The sequence below is a fragment of the Micromonospora sp. NPDC048835 genome (assembly GCF_040649995.1).
GTDB lineage: Bacteria > Actinomycetota > Actinomycetes > Mycobacteriales > Micromonosporaceae > Micromonospora.
The window spans coordinates 290,805-308,970 of record NZ_JBEZGM010000004.1 but is presented as its reverse complement, the minus strand read 5'-3'; the positions used below and the strand labels follow the sequence as shown (position 1 = coordinate 308,970).

Genomic DNA, 18,166 nt, shown 5'->3' with positions numbered 1-18,166 from the left:
GCGGGCGGAACAGGGCGGGCGGGCAACCCGTTAGAGTCTCGCCGTGATCGAGATCGGTGCGCAGGTCGAGCTGTCCCACCCGGCTGAGCGGGTCTGGCGCGCCCTGACCGATCGGGAGTTGCTCGGCCGGTGGTTCGCCGACGTCGAGCTGGTCGAGGGCGTACCGGACCGGATGCTGCTGCGCACCGCCGGCCTGCCCGGCTTCCAGGCCGACGTCGAGGTCGAGGTCACCGAGCGGCGGGAACCGGACCTGCTCGTGCTGGCCTGCGACGAGGCCGGTCGGCTCAGCGAGGTGACCTGCGACGTCACAGCCACGACCCAGGGCTGCCGGCTGGAGGTGCGGGAGGTCACCACGCACGGCGGGTGGTCGGTCGAGCAGCAGAAGCCCCGCGAGCAGCAACTCCGCCAGGCGTTGACGGTGCGGCTGCCGGCCATCCTCGACTGGTTCGCCTTCCAGCAGGTCGATCTGCGCCGCGCCGACGGTGGGATGACCGCGGAGCTGCCGCTCGTCGGCGTACGCGGCAGGGCCGGCCGGAACCCCCGCCGACGTCGTACGCTCGTCGCCGTGGTCGCCGGGGCCGTGCTGGTGGCAGGCACGGCGGCCTGGGTGACGTTGCCGCCCGACCCGAAGCCGGTCGCCGCGCCCGCACCGTCGGCTACCGCGTCCGCGACCCTGACGCCCGGCCGGACCGCCGCCGCGCCGGCGGCGACCCCCTCGACACGCCCCTCGCGGACCACCGCGTCGGCGACCTCCCGCCCGAGCCGGACCCCGTCGGCGAAACCCTCGCGGACCTCCACGTCGGTGGCTCCGCCGCCCCCGCCGCCGACGCCCATGTCGGCCCGCTACGAGACCGACTCCAGCCGCCTGTTCGGCTACACCGGCGAGATCGTGGTCGGCAACCCCGGTGCGGCTTCGGTGGCGGACTGGGCGGTGGTGGTCACCCTCGCCGAAGGCACCACGGTGGACGACGTCGACGGCGCGAACTGGCGACAGGACGGGCGCACGATCACCTTCACCGGCACCGCCGTGGCGGCCGGAGGGTCCCGGACGATCAGCTTCGACGTCCGCGACAGCCGGCCGAAGGCCCGGGAACCGGAGAGCTGCACGATCGGGGGACAGCCCTGCACGGGCCTCTGACTAGGCTGCCGTCATGGCACTGCTGCACAGGGCGACCCTGCACCCCACGAAACTGGACCTGCTGACGGCCTGGCTGCCCGACCGGCCGTGGTTCGCCGGCCCGCGAGGCGTCGAGGTGGTCAGCCGGGGCGCCTACCGCTTCGACGACCCGGCCGGCGAGGTCGGCATCGAGACGATGCTCGTCGGCGCCCCCGACGGGCCGGTCCACCACGTCCCACTCACCTACCGCGCCGCGCCCCTCGACGGTGCCGACGGCTGGCTGGTCGGCACCACCGAGCACTCGGTGCTCGGCCGACGCTGGGTGTACGACGGCTGCGTCGACCCGGTGTACGCTGCCGCGCTCGCCCACGCGATCCTCACCGGCAGCGGCCAGGCCGAGGAGTACTTCGAGGTCGACGGCCGACGTGAGGTGCGGGAGCCGACGGTGACAGTCGTCGTCGACGGCCCCACCGACACTCCCGTACCGACCGTCGGCGCGGTGCGCCGGGTGGTCGACGAGGACCGCACGCTCATCGCCACCGACACGGTCGAGTTGATCGTCGTACGCCGGCCGGGGGTCGGTGCCGGCGCGACGGCCGGCGGCACGCTGAGCGGACGGTGGGACGGTCAGTCGACGACAGTGCCGCTGGCGTACGCCAGGACACGCTGACCTGTGTGTGCGGTGGGCGGCCCGACGTTCCCGGGCCGCCCACCGCGCTCACCACTGGGCCGGGGGCGGGGGCGGCGACACGGGCGGCCGGTCGTCGCAGGTGATGGTGTTGGGCAGCAGCCACGGCGCTAGCCAGCCGCCGTCGTTACCGCCGAGGTCGGTCAGGGTGAACTCCGAACCGGCCGGGGTGAAGTGGAACGTTCCGCAGTTGTTGACGCCGACCGCGCCCACGTTGCGGGCGTCCACGTTCGCGAACGAGGCGGACCCGGCGGCGCGGGCGCTGAGCACCGAGGTGCCGGTGCCGTCGACCCGGACGTCCCGGAACCGCGCGTCGGAGATCGAGTAGAGGTCCTTCACCGGCCAGTCGCTGACCAGCATGATCGCGTTGTACGTGTTGTCCAGGTACGCGTCGCCGGTCACCTCGATGGGCGCCTCGATGCTGCGATCCAGGGCGAAGACCCAGATCGCGCCCAGCCCGATGTTCCAGTTCAGCTCGTACGTGCCGGCGCGGGCCGTGGTGTTGTTCGTGAAGCGCAGGTGCCCGGTGAACGGCTCCGCGCCGAAGCGGGCCCCGGCGTGCAGGCCGCTGCCCTCGCGTACCGGGTCGGCGACCAGGTTGTGCGAGACGGTGGTGTCGGTGCCGCCGTAGATGGCGATGCCGTTCGCCAGGGTCGGTGACTGCACGGTGTTGTGGTCGAACGTGTTCCGTGCGTTTGCCGTCTTCTCCGACCACATCGCCAGGCCGTCGTCGCCGGTGTTGCGGACGAAGTTGTGCGCCACCAGGGAGTCGGTCACGCCGGTGTGGAAGTTGAGCGCGTCGGCGATCTGGTCGACGATGATGTTGTTGGTGACGCGGACGTTGCGCATCGGGCCGTCGAACCACAGACCTGCCTTGGTGTGGTGCAGGTAGAGCCCGTCGACGGTGGAGTCGCTCATCGCCCCACCGATCGCGTTGACCTGGTCGGTGTCGATGCGTTCCCGCACGTCGCCCTCGATGGCGAAGCCGGAGAGGTGCACGTTGCGGCTGCCGCCGTCGGCGGCGCCCCGACCGTAGAACCCGACCCCGGTGTGCACCGAGCCGTCCGGTGCGGGGGTCGGCAGGGCGACCTCACGGCCCTTGATGATGGTGTACCAGTTGCCGGCGCCCTCGATGGTGACGTCGTCGACGATGATGTGCCGGTTGACCTGGTAGGTGCCCGGCGGAACGTAGACCGTGAGGTGGGCACGTCGGGCGAAGGCGATGGCCCGGTCCAGGGCGTCGGCGGAGTCCCGCCGGCCGGTGGGGTCGGCGCCGAAGGCGAGCACGTTCGCCGCGAGCAACCGGACGTGCGGCGGCGCGACCAGCTCGGAGTCGAGCAGGTCGATGACCGTCCAGGCGGCGGCGCTGCCGGGCGGCGCGGTGAGCCGGACCCGGTCGCCGGCCCGGTAGGTACGCCCGAGCAGCAGCCGCTGCTCGTCGTAGAAGTGGGTGGGCCGGAACGGCGTGCTGATGCTCGGGTACGGCGTGGTGGCCGAGGGCACGCACTGGCACTCGGTGATCCACCAGTCCGGGTGCAGCAGCCCGGCCTGCGGGTCGTTGGTGAACGGGTACTGGTTGTAGAGCCACGAGTACTGCGACGTCAGCGTCATGGTGCGCAGGTGCTTGCCGTTCACCGCGACCTTCAGCGGCGCGGTGATCCCGCCACCCTGCGGGGCGTCCGGGATGCTGTACCGCACGGTGATCCCGTTCGCCGCGCTGGGCAGGACGAACTCCACGTACTCGCCGGGGGTGAGCCGGACCGCCCGGCGGCCGGACGCCTCCGCGGGCAGGGTGTAGGCGGAGCGGTCGGGCCCGATGATCTCGCCGGTGGTGCGGGCGTTCTCCGCTTCCTGTTCGAGGAAGTCGACGTCCGCGCCCCGTCCGGCGACGAGCGCCGGGTCGAGGGCGGCCCGGGTGACCACCGGTTGGGCGACGGCGGCCGCGGATGGGTTGGCGGCGGCCATGGTGGGCGCGGCGACAAGTACGGCGAGACCGGCCGCGAGCGCGACGGCGGTGCCGCTGTGCCGGCCGGGGCGTCCCCGCGCCGGCATGAGGCTGCGAAACATCGGTGACCCTCCTGGGTGGATGGTGGTGGAGGTCCGCCCGGCGCCCCCGACGCCCGACATTGATCGCCATGATGCAGCACCAGACATGGCACTGCAAGACGACTATCGAACAATGAAAATTAACGACTATCAGGCCGCAAGAAATGGACGGTCGTCGAGTTGAGGTGCCGCGCGTCGTCCACTCCCACCAGCTCGTGCCCGGCGTAGGCTGATCCGCGTGGATCAAGAAGACCGGATTGCCCTCTTCCTCGACTACGAGAACCTCGCGTTGGGTGCGCGCGACCACCGTGGCGGTGCGGCCTTCGACTTCCGGCCCATCGCCGACGCGCTTGCCGAACGCGGCCGGGTGGTGGTCCGCCGGGCGTACGCCGACTGGTCCTACTTCGACGAGGACCGCCGGATGCTCACCCGGTCCCACGTCGAGTTGATCGAGATCCCGCAGCGGATGGGCGCGTCCCGTAAGAACGCCGCCGACATCAAGATGGCCGTCGACGCGATCGAGTTGGCGTTCGAACGCGACTACATCTCCACCTTCGTGATCTGTAGCGGTGACAGTGACTTCACCCCGCTGGTGCACAAACTGCGCGAGTTGAACAAGCGGGTCATCGGCGTCGGTGTCGAGGGGTCCACCTCGGGGCTGCTCCCACCGGCGTGCGACGAGTTCCTCTACTACGACAGGTTGGAGGGGGTGGACATCCCGCCGGCCCGTGGACGGCGCGCCCGGCCCACCACCCGGCAGGCCGGCGTCGAACAGCGCCCACCGGAGCCGGAGCAGGAGCAGGACCGTCGACCGCAGGAGGCGGAGCCCGATCGGGACGTGGACGCCCTGGCCGTGCTCGTGGCCCAGTCGGTGGCCGGCTTGCAGGGCAGCGCCAACGGTGAGGTCACCGCCTCCCGACTGAAGCGCACCCTGCTGCGCAAGGACCCGACCTTCAGCGAGTCCGACTACGGCTTCCGCACCTTCGGCGAACTGCTGCGCCACCTCGCGGAACGCAACGTGATCGAGCTGGCCGAGGGCCCGGCGAAGGGCGACCCCGAGGTCTCGCTGCCCGAGCACGGCGACCGCGAGGTGGCGTTCGGTCTGCTCCGCGGCGTCGTGGCGGAGTTGGGCAGTGGCGGCAACCCGGTGGCGCTCTCCGGCCTGAAGAACCAGGTGCGCCGGGCCCGCCCCGACTTCAGCGAGAAGAAGCTCGGCTACCGCAGCTTCCTGCAGTTCTGCAAGGCCGCCGCCACCGCCGGCGTCCTGGACCTGCGCTGGAGCCCCGAGGCCGACGACTACCTCCTAACCACCAACCCCTAACGGTCCCCCACCCCCCACCGCTGTTGATCAAGAGGTTTGCGTCGTCGGGAGCGCGATTCCTGACGCAAACCTCTTGATCAACAGGAGCGGGTTGGGGGGTGGGGGTGCAGTAGGGCTTCCTGATTTGCAACTCAGGAGCGGGAGAACCGTCCGTTATGGTTTCGAACCGCCAACGGTTGGCCCGAAATGCGCCTGGATTGTCACCCTTGCCCCGGTTCGGGCATACCTGCGCCGTACCCTCTGCGCGGGAATTGCTATACGGTCGGCGAATGAAGGTGGAGGAGCACTGGTGGAACGGAGACACGACCCCGCGCGGGCGCAGGGACGTGTACATCCGTACTGACGGGCAGGGTTGGGAGGTTCGCGCCCAGATTGGTGGGGCGTCGGGCCGTGAGCGGGTGCAGCAGTGCCCCAGCCGGGCCTCGGCGGCCATCCTCGCCGACGCCTGGCGCGGCACCCACCCATCCTGGCGCGAGCTGAAGCAGCGCTGATCCGGCACCGGGCCGGGTCGGCAACGCTCCCCGGGTTCCAGCCCGGCGGGCCCGCCGACCGGCCCGGCGCTCGGTAACCACCCACAGCTCGCCACGGCCTTACACGCGCCCGAAGTTAGTTCCCGCCGGGCCGGCTGGCCAAGTGATCTTGCGAGGAAAAGTAGGTTCCGGGGGAGTGGAACCAGCTACTTTTTCATCACCTGATCGAGCAACGGCGGCACATCTCCGTGTCTCTGCCCCCAGGTCGGGTATCCGCAGGGCTGCCGGTCGCGCGCCCGATGGAGGTCGCCCATGTCGCAGGGTCCCGACGAGGAAGACTCCAGGATCGACGAGGAGGCCCGGGAGGCCGAGCGTCGGCTCGCCAACCTCGGCACCCCGTCGGACGACGCGCTGACCGACGACGACGCCAGAGCGCCGGACGAGGCTCGTTCCGAGGACATCCCCGACTGATGCTCCGCCGTCGATAGTTGTCTGCCTGGACGACCTGGTGGCGCAGCACGCCGAGGGCGTGCCACCAGTTTTCGTGTACGCCTCGGCAACTCGGGCGACGGGACGTGCGGACCGGTCAGGCGGTCGGGACCGGCAGCACCACACCCTCGGCCGCCGAGCGGTGCGCCAACTCGATCAACTCGACCGTGTGGACCGAGTCCCGTGGGTCCACCGGCATCGGTGCGCCGTCGCGCAGCGCGGCCGCCACCTGGGCGTAGAAGCTCTGGTACGCGCCGGCCTCGGTCGGCACCGGCCGCAGGTCACCGTCGACACCGAGCAGGCCGTAGCGCTCCGGCGGGACCTCGCCCCAGCCCTGCTGGCCCGGTCGGCCGCCGTCGTGCAGCGCCGCCTCCTGCACGTCGAGCCCGTAACCTGTGTAGCCGGCCCGGTCGCCAAGCACCCGCAGGCGCGGCCCGAGCTGAGCGGTCACCGCGCCCATCCACAGGTGCGAGCGGACCCCGTTGGCGTGGGTCAGCGCCACGAAGGCGTCGTCGTCGACAGCCGCGCCGGCGCGACGACGATCCACCTCCGCGTAGACGCGGTCGACCCTGCCGAACAACTGCACCGCCTGGTCGACGAGGTGGGCGCCGAGGTCGAAGAGGGCGCCACCGGCCTCCTCCGGCCCGGCGAGTTCCCGCCAGCCCGGCTTGATCGTCGGACGGAACCGCTCGAACCGGGACTCGAAGCGCAGCACCTGCCCCAGCTCGCCCTGCTCGACCAGGCGGCGGACGGTCAGGAAGTCGCCGTCCCAGCGCCGGTTCTGGAAGACCGTCAGCGGCACTCCACGCTCGGTCGCCTCGTCGACCAGCTCGCGGCCTTCCGCGGCGGTCGGGGAGAGGGGCTTGTCGACGACGACCGGCAGGCCGGCGGCGAGCGCCGCCCGCGCCATCGGCACGTGCTGCCGGTTCGGCGTCGCGACCACGACCAGGTCCAGGGCGTCCGGGGTACGCCACAGCTCGTCGGCGTCGTCGACCAGGCGGGCGTCCGGGAAGTGCTGCCCCGCCTGCTCGCGCCGCTGTGGATCACGGGTCACGATGGCGTCGAGCTGTAGCCCCGGGGTTGCGGCGATCAGCGGCGCGTGGAACACCCGGCCCGCCAGCCCGTACCCCAGCAGACCAACCCGCAGCGCCTTCGCCATGCCGTGCCCCCGTCTGGATGGTCCGCGCCCTGACCTGGCGTCGGTACCGCTGAGGTGAATCTACGCCCGGCGCGACCGGGCCCGATCTCGGCCCGTCAGCTCACCGGGTCGGCGCGCAGATAGGTGAGGACCGCGAGCACCCGACGGTTGGTGTCGTCGCTCGGCGGCAGGTCGAGCTTCAGCAGGATGTTGCCGACGTGCTTGCCGACCGCCGCCTCGCTGACGTGCAGCCGGCCGGCGATGGACGCGTTGGACCGCCCTTCGGCGAGCAACGCCAACACCTCGCGTTCCCGGGCGGACAGGGCGGCGAGCGGGTCGCGGGGGCGGTGCAGGAGTTGCCGGACCACGTCCGGGTCGATCGCGGTGCCGCCGTCGGCGACCCGGCGCAGCGTGTCGACGAAGTCGGTGACCTCGGCGACCCGGTCCTTGAGCAGGTAGCCCACCCGTTGGCCGTCGCCGCTGTCCAGCAGCGCCGCCGCGTACCCGGTCTGCACGTACTGGCTGAGCACCACGACCGGGAGGTCAGGTCGCTCGGTGCGCAGCGCGACCGCCGCACGCAGCCCGTCGTCGCGGCGGCCCGGCGGCATCCGGATGTCCGTCAGCACCAGGTCCGGTTGGTGTTCGCGGGCCGCCGTCAGCAGGTTGGGTGCGGAGCCGACGGCCGCGCACACCGTGAAGTCGAAGCGGGTCAGCAGGGCGACCAGACCCTCCCGCAGCAGCACCTCGTCCTCGGCGAGCACCACCCGGGTCACCGACGACATGGCAGCTCCACCCGGACCACGGTAGGCCCGCCCGGCGGGCTGGACAGCAGCAGCCGGCCGTCGACAGCGGCGACCCGGTCGGCGAGCCCGGTCAGGCCGGTGCCCCGGGACGGGTCGGCGCCACCGTGGCCGTCGTCGGTGACCTCGACGACGAGGTCGCCGCCGGCCCGGGTGAGGCGTACGTCGGCACGTGTCGCGTGGGCGTGCCGGGCGACGTTGCCAAGCGCCTCGGAGACCACGAAGTAGGCGGTGGTCTCCACGATCTCCGGCAACTCGCCCTGCGGGTCGGCGTGCACGTCGACCGGGATGGTGGCGGCGTCGGCAAGCTCGCGGACGGCGCCGGCCAGGCCGAGGTCGGTGAGGCTCTGCGGGCGGATGCCGTGCACCAACTGCCGCAACATCACCATCAGGCCCCGGGCCTGTTCGTGTGCCACGGCGAGGGGACGGGACGCGGGGGAGTCCGCGGGTACGTCCAACTGGGCCAGGCCCAACTGGAGGGTGAGGCTGGTCAACCGGGGCTGCGCGCCGTCGTGCAGGTCGCGCTCGATGCGGCGGCGTTCGGCCTCGTACGCGCCGACCAGCCGGGTGCGCGAGCGGGAGACCTCACGCAGCGCCACCGCGTCCACCGGCCGGGCCAGCACCCAGCGGGCCACGGCCCCCTGGAGCGCGGCGAGCAGACCGGCGGCGTAGCAGAGCACCGGGATCAGCAACACCCCCACGATCGCGTACGGAATGGCCTCGCCGGTGCTGTCGATCGGCTGCCAGATCACCACCGGCTGGTCGGCGTCCCCGGCCAGCCAGGGGCTGGAGATCATTCCGACGTCGAGCAGCACCAGCACCAGGAACACCCAGTACGCGACAGGCGTGAACCCGCCCAGCCAGAACAGGTACGCCACCTCCCGCCAGGTCGCGGCGTCGCGGTAGCGGGCGACCAGGCCCGGCCACGGCGACGACGGCAGCGGACGGTCGTCGACGAGCCGGACCCGCCACCGCTCGACGGCGGCCACCGGGAAGCTCACGATCGGGGCCAACGCCAGCAGGGTGAGGCTGCCGACACCGAGGAACAGCATCAGCGCGATGCTCGGCGGCCGGTCGTGCAGCAGCAGCCCGTTGGCGGCGGCCAGCAGGGGTGCGCCGATGACGAGCAGCCCGACGCCGAGCACACCGGCGATCGGCACCGTGGTCGCCAGGTAGGCAAGCGCGCGCCAGGGCCACGCGGAGAGCGGCCAGCGGCGGCGGCGCAGCGCCTCGGCCAGGTGCGAAGGGTGTTCCGTGGTCATGTGGCAGACGCTAATCGGGTACGAGCCGGCACCCCAGCCGTCCAGATCCACTCTTCGGGGTATACCCAGCACTACCGGCCGAGCGGGTGTGCGGGTTCCGGAAACGGGAAGAACGGGCCGCGTGACCTTCGCTCGCGGCGGCTGGAGAGACATGGGTGCCAGAACCTTCGTGGTGGTCGGCGGAACCAGCGGCCTCGGGCTCGAGGTGGCCCGACTGCTCGTCGACGAGCACCAGGTCGTGGTGTTCGGCAACGAGCCGGCCGAGGTCGCCGCCGTGACCGACGAGCTGGGCTGCGACGGGGCGGTCTGCGACATCTCCTCCCACGAGCAGGTCCGCGACTCCTTCGCCGAGGTGGTGCAGCGCCACGGCACGATCGACGGCGTGGCGGCCTGCGCCTCGATGTGGGCGGGCGGCGACCTGGCCGAGCTGTCCGTGGAGCACATCCGCCGGGCCGTGGAGATCAACGTCCTCGGCGTCACGTACCTGCTGCGGGAGTCGGTTCAGCACCTGCACCGGCAGGGCCACGGCAACGTCGTGTACATCGGCGCACTGGCGCTGGCGGCCCCCCGGCCCGGCATCCCCGTCTACCGGGCCACCAAGAGCTACGGCAACAGCCTTGTCGACTCGCTGGCCGAAGCCCAGCACAGCAACCGGGTCAAGGTGATGCAACTGCACCCCGGGCCGATGCCGACCCGGCTCCAGGAGCGGGTGGGCGCCGAGTGCCTGGACGAGGTGTACGCCATGCCCGAACAGGTCGCCACCGAGGTCGTCCGGCTGCTGCTGCTCGAACCCGACGACCTCTACGTCTCCGGTGAGCGCGTGCTGCGCGCGGACGGGCGGTGGTGACGGCCGCAGCCGGCCCCGCCGACCGTCCGGCCTCGGCGTGGGCGCCGCTGCGGACCGCGGTCTACCGCAACCTGTGGCTGGCCCTGCTGGCCGCGAACATCGGCACCTGGATGCAGACCGTCGGCGCGCAGTGGCTGCTGATCAACCACTCCAACGCCTCCACCCTCGTCGCACTGGTGCAGACCGCAAGTCTGCTGCCGGTGCTGCTGCTGGCGTTGCCCGCCGGGGTGCTCGCCGACAGCTTCGACCGCCGGCACCTGCTGATCGCCGTGCAGCTGTTCCTGGTGGCGGTGGCGGTGGCGTTGACGCTGCTCACCCTGACCGGCCGGATGCCGCCGGCACTGCTGCTCACCCTCACCTTCGCGTTCGGGGTCGGGCAGGCGCTGACCCTGCCGGCCTGGGCGGCGGTGATCCCGGAGCTGGTGCCGCAGGAGCAGCTACGTTCGGCCTCCGCGCTCGGCTCGATAAGCGTGAACGTGGCGAGGGCGGTCGGACCCGCGGTGGCCGGCGTGCTGATCGCCCGTACCGGCGTCGCCCCGGTCTTCGGCATCAACGCGGTCGCCTTCGGGATCTTCGCGTACGCGCTGTGGCGCTGGCGACCCGGCAACGCGCGCGCGGTCGAGGTGCCCGAGCGGTTCACGGCCGCGTTGCGCGCCGGCAGCCGCTACGTACGCCACTCGCCCACCGTCCGCCGGCTGTTGCGTCGGGCGCTCGTCTTCGTGGTCCCGGCCAGCGCGCTGTGGGCGTTGCTGCCGTTGGTGGCGAACCGGCGGCTGGGGCTGGGCTCCGGTGGGTACGGGGTGCTGCTGGCCGCCCTCGGCGTGGGCGCCATCGCCGGTGGCGTGCTGCTGGCCGTGATCCGTACCCGGCTGTCGGCCAACCAGCTCCTGCTGATCGCCGGGGCGCTGTTCACCGTGGCGCTGACCGTGGTCGGCACCGTGCGGGTGGTGCCGCTGGTGCTGCTCGCCCTGCTGCCCGCCGGGATGGCCTGGGTGACGGTGCTGGCCAACGTCAACGCCGAGATGCAGCTCTTTCTGCCCAGTTGGGTACGGGCCCGGGGGCTGGCCGTCTACCAGGTCTGCTTCGCCGGTGGGCAGGCGGCCGGTGCGCTGCTCTGGGGCCTGGTGGCCGAGATGGCCGGGCTGGTCCTCGCGTACCTGGCGGCGGCGGTGCTGATGCTCGTCGGCACCCTGACGAGCCGGATCTGGCCGCTGCCGGACCTGCGGTCGGTCAACCGGGAACCGGCGGCGTACTGGCCGCAACTGCACCTGGCGAACGAGCCGGACCCGGGGGTGGGGCCGGTGCTGGTGACGGTGCAGTACACCGTCCGGCCGGAGCGGGCCCGACGGTTCCTGGCGGCGATGGACCTGGTGCGCGGCGCGCGGCAGCGGACCGGCGCGATGCGCTGGGGGCTGTTCCGCCCGGCCGAGACGGTGGACCGGTTCGTCGAGGTGTATCTGGTGCCGTCCTGGGACGAGCACCTGCGCCAGCACGGTGGCCGGTTGACCGGCGAGGACCGCGCGGCCGAGCAACGGGCCCGGGAACTGACCGACGGGGAACCGGAGGTCCGACACCTGGTGCCCGCCGCCGCCGGCCCGACACTCTCGGACGACCGCGAGGCGCTCTGACGCTCACCCCTGGCGCGACCGCGGTCACCCCCTGGCGCGACCGCGGTCACCCCCTGGCGCGACCGCGGTCACCCCCTGGCGCGACCGCGCTCACCCCCTGGCGCGACCGCGCGTGGCAGGCAGCCCGGCACGGGCCGCGTACGGCGTACGGCCGCGTTGTTAGGATGGCCGCACCATGGCGAACGAGCGCAAGCCGACCGCGGACCCGGCCCGCAGCCTGGCCCTTCTCTGGCGCACCCGGGAGCCGACAAGTCGCAGCGCCGGCCCGGCGCTCAGCGTCGACCGGATCGTCCAGACCGCGATCGAGATCGCCGACGCCGAAGGGCTCGACGCGCTGACGATGCGCCGGGTCGGTGCGGCGTTGGGGGTCGGCACGATGTCGGTCTACACCTACGTGCCGGGCAAGGCCGAACTCGTCGCCGTCATGATCGACACCGCGTACGGCGAGATGCCGCGCCCCGCCGTCGAGGGCGACTGGCGCACCCGGTTGGAGCGGGTCGCCCGCGACAACCTGGCGCTCTACCAGCGGCACCCCTGGATGCTGCGGGCCGAGACCACCCGGCCGGTGCTCGGCCCGCACCTGATGGCCAAGTACGAGTACGAGCTCGGGGCGATCGTCGACATCGGCCTCACCGACGTCGAGATCGACGCGGTGCTCACCCTCGTGCTGGGGCACGTGAAGAGCGCCGCGCGGGCCGCCTCCGAGGTGGTCGACCTGGAGCGCGAGACCGGCCTGACCGACGGCCAGTGGTGGCAGTCGCACGCGCCCGTACTGGAGACGGTCCTGACGGCCGGCGCCTACCCGGTCGCGTCCCGGGTCGGCACCGCGGCGGGCGAGCGGCACGGCGCCGCGTACGGCCCGGAGTACGCGTTCGAGTTCGGCCTGCAACGCGTCCTCGACGGGATCTCGGTGGTGGTCGCCGAGCGGGCGGCCAACCGGTAGCCGGGCGCGGTCCGGGTCAGCGCGCCGCGCCCCGGTCCGCCGCGCCGCCGACCCTGCGGGCCAGCCGGGCGAGCGAGCGAGCCGACGGGCTGCCCGGCTCGGCGTGGTAGACGACGAGCGACTGGGTGGTGCCGGTGATGGTGAGCTTCTCGTAGCGCAGCGCCAGCTCGCCCACCCGTGGGTGCTGGAACATCCGTACTCCACCGCCCGCGCGGGCGGTGACGTCGTGCCGGGCCCACAACCGTCGAAACCGGTCGCTGCCGGCCGTCAGCTCGTCGACCAGCTCGACGAGGCGGGGGTCGTCGACCTCGGGGCCCACCTGGGCGCGCAGGCCGGCCACCGCGTTGGCGGCGACGGCCGTCAGGGCCGGGTAGAGCGCTGGCACGCTCGGGTCCAGGAAGACCGCGCGGAGCAGGTTCACCCCGGGGGCGAAGATCGGCGCCAGCGCCGTCGCGAGGGGGTTGGCGAAGAGCACGTCCAGGTGCCGACCGTGCACGAAGGCGGGCGTCTCCGCCCACGACCCGACCAACTGCCGGATGCCCACCGGCACCCGCTCGGCCGGTCGCGCCACCCGGCGGGCCGGCGCCGGTCGGGCCAGGCCGTGCAGGTGTGCCGCGGCGTCCGCGTCCAGCAGCAGCGCGCGGGCCAGCGCCTCCACCACCTGCGTCGACGGGTGCCGGTCACGCCCCTGCTCCAACCGCAGGTAGTAGTCGGCGCTGATGCCGGCGAGCAGGGCCGCCTCCTCGCGCCGCAGGCCGGGCACCCGCCGGCGGCCGTGCGCGGGCAACCCGACGTCACCCGGCCCGATCAGCTCGCGCCGGGCACGCAGGTAGTCGCCGAGCGGGCCGGCCGTGCTCACCCGCCCATCGTAGGAGCCGGCACCGGACGCCCAGCCTGGTCCTGCCACTACCAGGAAAAACGGGGAACCGGCTAGCGCCCGCCGCAGAGGTGACAGTGTCGGGGTAAGCGTGATCGAGAGACGGGACAGCAATGACACAGCGCATCACGACCCCCTTCGGTTTCGCCTCGACCGCCGACGAGGTCATCGCCGGGGTCGACCTGACCGGCAAGCGCGCCATCGTCACCGGCGGTGCCGCGGGCATCGGCGTCGAGACCGCCCGTTCGCTCGCCGCCGCCGGCGCCGAGGTGGTGCTCGGCGTCCGTCGGGTCGCGGCGGGCGAAGAGGCCGCCGCCGACATCGCCGCGAGCATCGGCGCGCAGCGGGTCACCGTCCGCGCGCTGGACCTGGCCGACCAGGCGTCGGTACGCCAGTTCGTCGCCGGCTGGGACCAGCCGCTGCACATCCTGGTCAACAACGCGGGAATCATGGCGCTGCCCGAGCTGGAGCGCACCGCCGAGGGCTGGGAGATGCAGTTCGCCACCAACTTCATGGGGCACTTCGCGTTGACCGTTGGCCTGCACGACGCCCTCGCCGCGGCCGGCGGCGCCCGGGTGGTGTCGGTCAGCTCCAGCGGCAACCTCTTCTCCCCGGTCATCTTCGACGACCTGCACTTCGCGTTCCGGCCGTACGACCCGCTGCTGGCCTACGGGCAGTCCAAGAGCGCCGAGGCGCTGCTGGCGGTCGAGGTGACGCGCCGCTGGTCCGGCGAGGGCATCTACTCCAACGCGCTGAACCCGGGCGCGATCGCCACCGGTCTGCAGAAGCACACCGGCGGGCTCAAGTCGCCCAAGGAGGTGCACAAGACCCCGCAGCAGGGTGCCGCCACCTCGGTGCTGCTCGCCGCGTCCCCGCTGCTCGACGGCGTCGGAGGTCGCTACTTCGAGGACTGCGCCGAGGCCCCGGTCGTCACCGAGCGGCCCGCCGACTACAGCGGTGTGGCCGCGTACGCGGTCGACCCGGGCAACGCCGCGCGGCTCTGGGACGTGGCGTCGGACCTGATCTCCCACTCGGTCGTCACCGCCGGCCGCTGACGGCGTCGGCCCGGGCTCGACGGAACGGGCCCGGGCCCGCTCGACCGGGTGGTACGACTGGGGCTGCGGCTGCGGCTGCGGCTGCGGGGCCGGGGAAGGGTGGCGATGGCGGGCGGGTTTCCGGGACGGCTGCTGCTCCGACGGGAGAACCCGGGCCGGGCGTCGTTCCTGGAACTCTTCTTCGACCTGGCGTTCATCTTCGCGTTGACCCGGCTGTCCCGCGCGCTGCTCGATAATCCCAGCATCCTCGGCGGCATCCAGGTGGCGCTGATGTTGGCGGCGCTCTGGTGGGTGTGGTTCGTGACGGCCTGGTCGGCGGACTGGTTCGATCCGCGTGCGCCGCTGATCGTCGCCCTGCTGCTCTGGGTGATGTTCGGCGGCCTGCTGATGGCCGCGGCCGTACCCACCGCGTTCGACGGGCACGCCCCGGTGTTCGCCGTCGCCTACGTCGCCATCCACCTGGGTCGGGCGGCGATCCTGATCCCCGCCCTGCGGGGACACCCGCTCCAGGTGCGCAGCCTGCGGGTGGCGGTCTGGTTCGCGATCTCCGGCGTGCTCTGGGTGGTCGGGGCGGTCGTTGCCCCGGCCCGTGCGGTGCTCTGGGCGCTGGCCCTCGTGCTGGAGTACCTCCTGGCCCGGCTGCGCTGGCCGTTCCCGCGGCTCGGACGCAGCACGTGGACGGAACTCCAGGTCAACGGCAGACACCTGTCCGAGCGGTACCAGCAGATCTTCATCATCGCCCTGGGTGAGCTGATCCTGATCTCCGGCGTCACCTACAGCGAGTCCGGCATGGACCGGGACAGCACGCTGGCCTTCGCACTGGCGTTCGTGACCGCGGTGGCCCTCGCCCGGCTCTACCTGGTGCCCGCCGGCGCGCGGCTGGCCGAGCGGATCGAGGCAGCCGGGCCGCCCGGCAGCAGGGTGACACTCAAGGCGGGCTACCTGCACCTCGTCATGATCGCCGGGGTGCTGGCCACCTCCGTGGCCATGGAGATGACGATCGACGACCCCGCAGGGAACGACAGGGGGCAGTTGGCTCTGGGTGCCATCGGCCCGGCGCTGTTCCTGACCGCCCGGATCCACCTCGCGGCAGTGGTCGACGGAAACCGGCCCTGGGCGCGTCTGGTCGGGGTGCCGGTCATCGTCGTGGCCGGGCTGGCGACAGTGAAGCTGCCGCAGCTCGTCAACAGCGCCGTCGTCGCCGGAGTGCTGCTGCTGATCGTCCTGGTCGACGCGATGCCTGGCCTGCGCCGATTCGGTCGACAGGTCGGCGGACGCGACGGGGTCGACACGCGGCGGCGCGGAGAGCGGTCCGATGCGTGAGGGTGAGCCGGAGCGCGACGACCAACCGCGGCGACCCGACGTGGTGGAGTTGCGGGTGCACGGCGTGTCCGGGGCCGACCCCACGGTCATCCTCGAGAACCCGCGGGTCCGGCAGGTCACCGGCGACGACAGTGGCGGCTTCCACCGCACCGACCGGGCGGAGGGCACCGACCCGGACGGGGTGACGCTCGAGGCGTACCGCTGGGGGGACCTGCCCGCGGGCACCGTGGCCCGGACCCTCTCCATGGTCTTCCTGCTGCCGTTCATGTTCAGCAACGTGGCCGTGTGGATGCTGCCTACCGGCCGCCGCCGTGCCGCCGGGGTCACCATGCTGTGCCGGCTCCTCGCGCTCAACCTCACCGTGCTGTACGTGGTGTCCATCGCCGGGGTGGCCCTCGACCTGTTCGCCTGGCGGTGTCTCGGTGCGGCCCGCTGCCGTGGGCCCTTCGACACGATGGCCGGGCTCGACGGCCGGCACGTCGGGGAGCGGCTGTGCGTGCTGGCGCTCCTGCCGATCGCCGCGATCGTGTTCCTCCTGCTCGTCGGCGCGCGCCGGTCCCGCCCGAACGGCACCGCGGTGTGGACCTTGGAACCGCTCGTGCAACGGCTGCGAGCGATCCACGTGGCGGCCGCGCTCGCCGTACTCGATCTCATGCTGCTCGTGGCCCGTCACACCTCGGGTGGGACGGCCGGGACGACCCTGCTGCTGGCCCTCAGCGTGGCGGTGTTGCTGATCTGCGTCGGATTGCTCGCCGCACCCGGGCTTGTCGACCGGGCCGCGATGGCGCGAGCGGGGCAATGGACCGCTCGCGCCACGGGCGTCCTGGCCATCGGCACGAGTGTGGCGACCCTCGTCGTGGTCGCGCGTGACGACCAGGGCTGGGCGTCGTCGACCGGGATGCCCGGCTACGGAGGGATCGCGGCCGGGGCCCTGTTCGCTCAGATGGTCCTGCTGGTGGCGCTCAGCGGGCTGGTGCTGTGGCACCGTGGTCGTGCGGGCGGGCGGTCCCGGCTGCGGCGTGGCCTGGGCGCGGCGGTCGTCGCCGCCTTCGCGGTGGGCCTGGCCGGTGGCCTCTCCGCCGGCCTCGTCTATCAGATCGGGCAGTTGCTCGGCGGCTACTCCGGCGACGGTGGGCCGCCGCTGCCGTACCGCTGGACGCTTCTGGCCTTCTTCCTGCACGTGGTCGCGGCGGTCCTGGTGTGCGGCGGCCTGACCCTGCTGTCGCGCCGACGTCGACGCCGTGCCGCATGGGCGATCGTCCGTCGCGACTTCCCGGTGGCCCCGCCGGAGGCGGCGGGGCGGCTGCGGCTGACGATGAGGACCATCGCCCGAGCGCGGTCAACCGAGTGGCTGGGGCTGCTCGCGGCCACCTACGCGGTGCTCGCGACGATCGGACTGATCACGAGCCTGCTCGGGAGTACCGGCCGGGAGCCGGAGGAGTTGGCCCGAGAGGCGTTCGGGCTGCCGTCGCGAGCCGTCGAGATGGGGCTCGTCGGGAGCACCTACCTGCTCGCCGCGTTGCTGCTCACGCTGTTGGCCGGGGGTGTGTTCGCCTACCGGACCGCGTGGTTCCGCCGGCACGTCGGCATCCTGTGGGACCTGGGCACCTTCTGGCCGCGGGCCGCGCACCCGTTCGCGCCCCCGAGCTACGCCGACCGCGCCGTGCCGGAGCTGGTCCAGCGGATCACCGACCTGACCGAGCGACACCGTGGGGTGCTGCTCTGTGGGCACAGCCACGGGTCCGCCCTGCTCGCTCTCGCGGTGCTGCGGCTGCCCCCGCGCGTACGCCGGCGGGTCGCGCTGCTCACCTACGGGTCTCCGCTGGACCGGCTGTACGCCCGGCTCTTCCCGACCTACCTGAACGAGGAGGTGCTGCGCGAGGTGGGAGAGCGGGTCGACTGGCGGTGGCTCAACCTCTGGCGGGACACCGATCGGGTCGGTGGCTGGATCTTCGCCGCCCACCGACCCGGCGATCCACCCCCGGACCCGGCCGATCCCGCCGGCCGGGTCGACCGGCGGTTGCGGGACCCGCGGAGCCTGCTCCCGGCGCCGGGGGAGGTGTCCGCGCCGCCGATCCTCGGACACCATCCGGGTGAGAACGAACCCGACTTCCGGGCGGCGGTGCGCGAACTCACCGAACGCCTGCGGCACGGCGGTTGAG

16 protein-coding genes are annotated in these 18,166 nt (G+C 72.7%); 11 read left to right on the top strand and 5 right to left on the bottom strand.

All coding sequences use genetic code 11. The features are described from left to right. Window positions 1–43: 43 nt before the first annotated feature. Both AB0C15_RS07910 and AB0C15_RS07905 read left to right on the top strand, forming a co-directional pair. On the top strand, window positions 44–1,138 hold the full coding sequence (locus tag AB0C15_RS07910; protein WP_357349840.1) for an SRPBCC domain-containing protein: 1,095 nt from the start codon (window positions 44–46) through the stop codon (window positions 1,136–1,138). A gap of 13 nt (window positions 1,139–1,151) precedes the next feature. Further along, a complete protein-coding gene (locus AB0C15_RS07905; RefSeq protein WP_357349838.1) occupies window positions 1,152–1,787 on the top strand; it encodes a hypothetical protein in 636 nt (211 codons plus the stop codon). Between the two features lie 48 nt (window positions 1,788–1,835). On the opposite strand, the gene AB0C15_RS07900 is transcribed toward AB0C15_RS07905, so the two are convergent. Further along, on the bottom strand, window positions 1,836–3,872 hold the full coding sequence (locus AB0C15_RS07900; protein ID WP_357349836.1) for a glycosyl hydrolase family 28-related protein: 2,037 nt from the start codon (window positions 3,870–3,872) through the stop codon (window positions 1,836–1,838). Between the two features lie 217 nt (window positions 3,873–4,089). Between AB0C15_RS07900 and AB0C15_RS07895 the strand changes: the two genes are divergently transcribed. The 3 genes from AB0C15_RS07895 (at window position 4,090) to AB0C15_RS07885 (ending at window position 6,113) form a co-directional block, all read left to right on the top strand. Beyond that, window positions 4,090–5,172, top strand: a complete 1,083-nt coding sequence (locus tag AB0C15_RS07895; RefSeq protein WP_357349834.1) for a PIN domain-containing protein — start codon at window positions 4,090–4,092, stop codon at window positions 5,170–5,172. Window positions 5,173–5,441: 269 nt separating this feature from the next. After that, entirely contained in the window at window positions 5,442–5,663 is a 222-nt protein-coding gene (locus AB0C15_RS07890; protein WP_030335934.1) for a hypothetical protein, read from the top strand. 291 nt (window positions 5,664–5,954) lie between these two features. Then, window positions 5,955–6,113, top strand: a complete 159-nt coding sequence (locus AB0C15_RS07885) for a hypothetical protein (RefSeq protein WP_357349832.1) — start codon at window positions 5,955–5,957, stop codon at window positions 6,111–6,113. Between the two features lie 115 nt (window positions 6,114–6,228). Here AB0C15_RS07885 and AB0C15_RS07880 read toward each other — a convergent pair whose 3' ends face one another. From AB0C15_RS07880 to AB0C15_RS07870, 3 genes are all read right to left on the bottom strand, one after another. Continuing rightward, on the bottom strand, window positions 6,229–7,290 hold the full coding sequence (locus AB0C15_RS07880) for a Gfo/Idh/MocA family oxidoreductase (protein WP_357349830.1): 1,062 nt from the start codon (window positions 7,288–7,290) through the stop codon (window positions 6,229–6,231). Window positions 7,291–7,385: 95 nt separating this feature from the next. Beyond that, window positions 7,386–8,051 carry a response regulator transcription factor gene (locus AB0C15_RS07875; protein WP_357349828.1) on the bottom strand — a complete coding sequence of 222 codons (666 nt, stop codon included), beginning with the start codon at window positions 8,049–8,051 and terminating at the stop codon, window positions 7,386–7,388. Beyond that, the gene (locus AB0C15_RS07870) at window positions 8,039–9,331 is read right to left on the bottom strand and encodes a sensor histidine kinase (protein WP_357349826.1); all 1,293 of its coding nucleotides are present in this window, start codon (window positions 9,329–9,331) and stop codon (window positions 8,039–8,041) included. Before AB0C15_RS07870 ends, AB0C15_RS07875 begins: the two co-directional genes overlap by 13 nt. A gap of 151 nt (window positions 9,332–9,482) precedes the next feature. Here AB0C15_RS07870 and AB0C15_RS07865 point away from each other — a divergent pair, with 151 nt between their 5' ends. The 3 genes from AB0C15_RS07865 to AB0C15_RS07855 all read left to right on the top strand — a co-directional run bounded on the left by AB0C15_RS07865 (window position 9,483) and on the right by AB0C15_RS07855 (window position 12,749). Then, the gene (locus AB0C15_RS07865; RefSeq protein WP_357349824.1) at window positions 9,483–10,178 is read left to right on the top strand and encodes an SDR family oxidoreductase; all 696 of its coding nucleotides are present in this window, start codon (window positions 9,483–9,485) and stop codon (window positions 10,176–10,178) included. Beyond that, entirely contained in the window at window positions 10,172–11,806 is a 1,635-nt protein-coding gene (locus AB0C15_RS07860) for an MFS transporter (RefSeq protein WP_357349821.1), read from the top strand. Before AB0C15_RS07865 ends, AB0C15_RS07860 begins: the two co-directional genes overlap by 7 nt. A 175-nt stretch (window positions 11,807–11,981) precedes the next feature. Next, on the top strand, window positions 11,982–12,749 hold the full coding sequence (locus tag AB0C15_RS07855; protein ID WP_357349819.1) for a TetR/AcrR family transcriptional regulator: 768 nt from the start codon (window positions 11,982–11,984) through the stop codon (window positions 12,747–12,749). A gap of 16 nt (window positions 12,750–12,765) precedes the next feature. Here the strand turns inward: AB0C15_RS07855 and AB0C15_RS07850 are convergent, their stop codons facing one another. Further along, window positions 12,766–13,608: a helix-turn-helix transcriptional regulator gene (locus AB0C15_RS07850; RefSeq protein WP_357349817.1), complete on the bottom strand. Its 843-nt coding sequence runs from the start codon at window positions 13,606–13,608 to the stop codon at window positions 12,766–12,768. A gap of 131 nt (window positions 13,609–13,739) precedes the next feature. On the opposite strand from AB0C15_RS07850, the gene AB0C15_RS07845 reads away from it, so the two are divergent. From AB0C15_RS07845 to AB0C15_RS07835, 3 genes are read left to right on the top strand one after another with little or no spacing between them, the layout of a single operon-like run. Then, window positions 13,740–14,681, top strand: coding sequence for an SDR family NAD(P)-dependent oxidoreductase (locus tag AB0C15_RS07845; protein WP_357349815.1), 942 nt, complete (start codon window positions 13,740–13,742; stop codon window positions 14,679–14,681). Between the two features lie 48 nt (window positions 14,682–14,729). Continuing rightward, window positions 14,730–16,004, top strand: coding sequence for a low temperature requirement protein A (locus tag AB0C15_RS07840; RefSeq protein WP_357349813.1), 1,275 nt, complete (start codon window positions 14,730–14,732; stop codon window positions 16,002–16,004). Further along, window positions 15,997–18,165 carry a hypothetical protein gene (locus tag AB0C15_RS07835; RefSeq protein ID WP_357349811.1) on the top strand — a complete coding sequence of 723 codons (2,169 nt, stop codon included), beginning with the start codon at window positions 15,997–15,999 and terminating at the stop codon, window positions 18,163–18,165. The genes AB0C15_RS07840 and AB0C15_RS07835 overlap by 8 nt, the downstream gene beginning before the upstream one ends. The last annotated feature ends 1 nt before the right edge of the window (window position 18,166 follow it).

Bases quoted from the DNA above. Each gene is read 5' to 3' on its own strand.
- AB0C15_RS07885 (WP_357349832.1), top strand. From the start codon at position 5,955: ATGTCGCAGGGTCCCGACGAGGAAGACTCCAGGATCGACGAGGAGGCC.
- AB0C15_RS07865 (WP_357349824.1), top strand. From the start codon at position 9,483: ATGGGTGCCAGAACCTTCGTGGTGGTCGGCGGAACCAGCGGCCTCGGG.
- AB0C15_RS07905 (WP_357349838.1), top strand. From the start codon at position 1,152: ATGGCACTGCTGCACAGGGCGACCCTGCACCCCACGAAACTGGACCTG.
- AB0C15_RS07870 (WP_357349826.1), bottom strand. From the start codon at position 9,331: ATGACCACGGAACACCCTTCGCACCTGGCCGAGGCGCTGCGCCGCCGC.
- AB0C15_RS07890 (WP_030335934.1), top strand. From the start codon at position 5,442: ATGAAGGTGGAGGAGCACTGGTGGAACGGAGACACGACCCCGCGCGGG.
- AB0C15_RS07855 (WP_357349819.1), top strand. From the start codon at position 11,982: ATGGCGAACGAGCGCAAGCCGACCGCGGACCCGGCCCGCAGCCTGGCC.
- AB0C15_RS07880 (WP_357349830.1), bottom strand. From the start codon at position 7,290: ATGGCGAAGGCGCTGCGGGTTGGTCTGCTGGGGTACGGGCTGGCGGGC.
- AB0C15_RS07845 (WP_357349815.1), top strand. From the start codon at position 13,740: ATGACACAGCGCATCACGACCCCCTTCGGTTTCGCCTCGACCGCCGAC.
- AB0C15_RS07875 (WP_357349828.1), bottom strand. From the start codon at position 8,051: ATGTCGTCGGTGACCCGGGTGGTGCTCGCCGAGGACGAGGTGCTGCTG.
- AB0C15_RS07835 (WP_357349811.1), top strand. From the start codon at position 15,997: ATGCGTGAGGGTGAGCCGGAGCGCGACGACCAACCGCGGCGACCCGAC.
- AB0C15_RS07900 (WP_357349836.1), bottom strand. From the start codon at position 3,872: ATGTTTCGCAGCCTCATGCCGGCGCGGGGACGCCCCGGCCGGCACAGC.